Source organism: Streptomyces sp. NRRL WC-3549, assembly GCF_000721935.1.
GTDB lineage: Bacteria > Actinomycetota > Actinomycetes > Streptomycetales > Streptomycetaceae > Streptomyces.
Genome location: NZ_KL585393.1, coordinates 102,594 through 106,766 on the forward strand (window position 1 = coordinate 102,594; position 4,173 = coordinate 106,766).

Genomic DNA, 4,173 nt, shown 5'->3' on the forward strand with positions numbered 1-4,173 from the left:
CCCCCCGCTGCTGCTGGCCGCCGGAGAGCTGCGAGGGGTAGTTCCCCGCCTTGTCCGACAGGCCGACGCGGTCCAGGAGCCGTTCGGCGCGTGCCCGGGCGACGGCCTTGGCCTCGCCCTTGACCTGGACCGGCGCCTCCATGACGTTCTCGACCGCCGTCATGTGCGGGAACAGGTTGAAGCGCTGGAAGACCATGCCGATGTCCCGGCGCTTCAGGGCGACCTCGCTGTCCTTGAGCTCGTGGAGCCGGTCGCCCTTCTGCCGGTAGCCGACCAGGTCGCCGTCGACGTACAGCCGGCCGGCGTTGATCTTCTCCAGGTGGTTGATGCACCGCAGGAACGTCGACTTGCCGGAGCCGGACGGGCCGATCAGGCAGAAGACCTCACGCGGGGCGACCTCCAGGTCGATGCCCTTGAGGATGTGCGCGGTACCGAAGGACTTGTGGACGCCCTCGGCCTTCACCATGGCGGTCATGCGGAGACACCTCCCGAGGGACGGTTGCTGAAGGAGGTGAGGGCCGCCCTGACCCGCTGGAAGGGGGTGAGCGGCAGACTCCGCAGCGTGCCCCGGGCGTAGCGGCGCTCCAGGTAGTACTGGCCCACACTGAAGACGCTGGTCATGACGATGTACCAGATCGAGGCGACGAAGAGCATCTCCATCACCGCGTAACTGGTCGAGCCGATCTGCGACGTGGAGCGCAGCAGTTCGTTGTAGGTGACGGCGTACACCAGCGAAGAGGTCTTCAGCATGTTGATGAACTCGTTGCCGGTCGGCGGGATGATGACCCGCAGCGCCTGCGGGAGCACCACGCGGCGCATGGTCTTGGCCTGCGTCATGCCCAGCGCGTGCGAGGCCTCGGTCTGGCCCTCGTCCACCGACTGGATGCCCGCCCGGCAGATCTCCGCCATGTACGCGGCCTCGTTGAGGCCGAGCCCCAGCAGGGCGCACATGAACGGGGTCATCACGTCGGTCATCTCGTCCTTGTAGACGAACGGGATGTTGAGGACCGGGAAGACCAGGGCCAGGTTGAACCAGAGCAGCAGCTGTACGTAGACGGGCGTGCCGCGGAAGAACCAGATGTAGAGCCAGGCGACCCAGCTGGTCACCGGGTTCTTCGAGAGCCGCATGACGGCGAGGACCACACCCAGGGCCACGCCGAGGATCATGGCGAGCACGCTGATCATCAGCGTGCGGCCGGCGCCGGCCAGCACGGTGTCGTCGAACAGCTTGTCCTGGACCGCGTGCCACTGGATGTTGCCCTGCGAGAAGGCGTACACCAGGGCGGCGAGCAGAGCGACGACGACCACGGCGCTGATCCAGCGGCCGTAGTGCCGGACGGGAACGGCTGTGATGGTCTCCGGTGCGAGGGTGGTGGCCTCGGAGACGGGCGCGACGGCGGCCGACGGTCCGCCGGGCCCCTTGTCGAACTTGTCAGTCACGGTGACTGCCCTTCGGTGGTGCGCCGGTCACTTGCCGCCGTTGACGGCGGCCTTGTCGATCGCGCCGGTACCGGCACCCCACTTGTCGAGCACCGCCTTGTAGGAGCCGTCGGCGATGATCGCGTCCACGGCCTCCTTGAGGACGTCGCGCAGTTCGGTGTTCTCCTTGCTGACCGCGATACCGAACGGGCCCGCGTCGACCTGCTCGCCGACCACCTCGAAGTCGTTGCCGCCGCCGGCCTTGCGGGCCAGGTCGACCGCGACCGGGTAGTCGTTGACGCCGGCGACCGCGCCGCCCGACTTCACGCGGGTCTGCGCCTCGGTGTCGTTCTCGAAACGCTCGATCTTGACGGCCTTCTCGCCACCGTCCGTGCAGGCCTTGGACTGCGTCTTGAGAGCCGCTTCGTACGTCGTGCCGATCTGCACCGCCGCGACCTTGCCGCACAGGTCCTCGATGGACTTGATGCCCTCGGGGTTGCCCTTCTTCGTGTAGACGGCGGTGCCGGCCAGGAAGTAGTCGACGAAGTCGACGCCCTTGCCGAGCTTCTTGCCGCCCTCGTCGAGGCCTTCCTGACGCTGCTTGTTGTCCGTGATGGACGACATGGCGATGTCGTGGCGGCCGGTGTTCAGAGCGGTGATCAGTCCGTCGAAGGAACCCGAGGTGAACTCGAACTTCACGCCGAGCTGCTTTCCGAGGGCCTCGGCGATGTCCGGGTCGACGCCGACGATCTCGCCGTTCTCGACGGATTCCATCGGGGCGTACTCGGCATTGGTGCCGACCTTGATGACACCGGACTTCTGGTACTTCTCCGGCAGCTTGTCGAAGAGCGGGGCGCCGCTCTTGGAGGCGGTGGAGTCACCGGCCTTCGTCGAACCGCTGTCGGTCTGGTCGCCACAGGCGGTCAGCAGCAGGGTGCCGGCGACCGCGACCGCGCAGACCGCGGCAATCCGGGACTTCGCGGTCGCGCGACAGAGGGTGCTTGCGGTCATGATCGATGTCCTCCGGCGGTGAGGGAATGCTGATCAGGTGGGTACGCACGTACCTTCGAGTGCCGCCACCGTGTGTGATTAGGGCATCTTGTCATTCGGACGGGTCCATCAAGGGGGCCGGGCATGTCAAAATCGGATAACGGGTGACCCCCGGACCCCAACAGGGCTGTGCCGTAAGGCCGGATCATCCGTTGGTATTCGAGTTTTCCTCCGGAGAATCTCCGGTACGTCTCGACCCGTGGACCGTCTTTGTGTCCCTTGGTGGACTTGTCCAGATATTCGACTATGAGTCACGTCACCGCGTTGATATGGACTCGTCCCGGGCCTGGTCCGTCGGGTAAGAAAGACCTTTACACCCCTCATCCGGGGCTCAGGGCGCGTGTGCGGCGCGCCCGCGCGCACGTACCACCCCGGCGGGAGCGGCCCGACCGCCCGCCGCCGGGAGCACACGTACGCGGTGCCCGCCCACCCCTCCTCAACCAGGAGTGGCCACCCTCACATGATGAAGACTTAAGGGGTCAACACAATGGCAGCGGAGATCGTCAATCCTCGCAGCGACAGCACGACGCACGGTACGGCCGGTGCAGCCGGTGCGGACGGCGTCAACGGTACGGACGAGCCCTTCGACCCGGCCTTCGCCCTGCATCGCGGCGGGAAGATGGCGGTGCAGTCCACCGTCCCGATCCGCGACAAGGACGACCTTTCCCTCGCGTACACGCCCGGCGTCGCCAAGGTGTGCAGCGCCATCGCGGAAAAGCCCGAACTCGTCCACGACTACACCTGGAAGTCCCAGGTCGTGGCCGTCGTGACGGACGGCACCGCGGTGCTCGGCCTGGGCGACATCGGCCCGGAGGCCTCCCTCCCCGTGATGGAGGGCAAGGCCATCCTCTTCAAGCAGTTCGGCGGTGTCGACGCCGTCCCGATCGCGCTCGCCACCACCGACGCGGACGAGATCGTCGACACCGTGGTGCGCCTCGCGCCGTCCTTCGGCGGGGTCAACCTGGAGGACATCTCGGCGCCCCGGTGCTTCGAGATCGAGCGCAAGCTCCAGGAGCGCCTGGACATCCCGGTCTTCCACGACGACCAGCACGGTACGGCGGTGGTGACGCTCGCCGCCCTGCGGAACGCGGCGAAGCTCTCCGGCCGCGCGCTCGGTGATCTGCGCGCGGTCATCTCGGGCGCGGGCGCCGCCGGTGTGGCCATCGCGAAGTTCCTGCTGGAGGCGGGGGTCGGCGACGTCGCCGTCGCCGACCGCAAGGGCATCGTCAGCAAGGACCGCGACGACCTCACGGACGTCAAGCGGGAACTGGCCGAGCTCACCAACCGGGCGGGCCTCACCGGGTCCCTGGAAACGGCGCTGGCCGGCGCCGATGTCTTCATCGGCGTCTCCGGCGGCACGGTCCCCGAGCCGGCCGTCGCCTCGATGGCACCCGGCGCGTTCGTGTTCGCCATGGCCAACCCGAACCCCGAGGTCCACCCCGAGGTCGCGCACAGGTACGCGTCCGTGGTGGCGACCGGCCGGTCGGACTACCCGAACCAGATCAACAACGTGCTCGCGTTCCCCGGCATCTTCGCGGGGGCGCTCCAGGTGCGGGCCTCCCGGATCACCGAGGGCATGAAGATCGCCGCGGCGAACGCGCTGGCGGACGTCGTCGGTGACGAACTGTCCGCCGACTACGTCATCCCGTCCCCGTTCGACGAGCGGGTCGCCCCGGCGGTCACGGCCGCTTTGGCGGCGGCGGC

4 protein-coding genes are annotated in these 4,173 nt (G+C 67.8%); 1 reads left to right on the forward strand and 3 read right to left on the reverse strand.

Annotated elements, in window-relative coordinates; all coding sequences use genetic code 11:
- The 3 genes from IH13_RS0110400 to IH13_RS0110410 form a co-directional block, all read right to left on the reverse strand.
- Positions 1-475 (reverse strand): amino acid ABC transporter ATP-binding protein (locus tag IH13_RS0110400; protein WP_158791119.1); only part of this gene is annotated, 475 nt, incomplete at its 3' end.
- A complete protein-coding gene (locus IH13_RS0110405; protein ID WP_031083149.1) occupies positions 472-1,440 on the reverse strand; it encodes an amino acid ABC transporter permease in 969 nt (322 codons plus the stop codon). The genes IH13_RS0110405 and IH13_RS0110400, both read right to left, overlap by 4 nt.
- Before the next feature lie 27 nt (positions 1,441-1,467).
- Positions 1,468-2,430, reverse strand: a complete 963-nt coding sequence (locus tag IH13_RS0110410; RefSeq protein ID WP_031083151.1) for an ABC transporter substrate-binding protein — start codon at positions 2,428-2,430, stop codon at positions 1,468-1,470.
- 526 nt (positions 2,431-2,956) lie between these two features.
- On the opposite strand from IH13_RS0110410, the gene IH13_RS0110415 reads away from it, so the two are divergent.
- A partial coding sequence (locus IH13_RS0110415) for an NAD(P)-dependent malic enzyme (protein WP_031083152.1) occupies positions 2,957-4,173 on the forward strand: 1,217 nt, incomplete at its 3' end.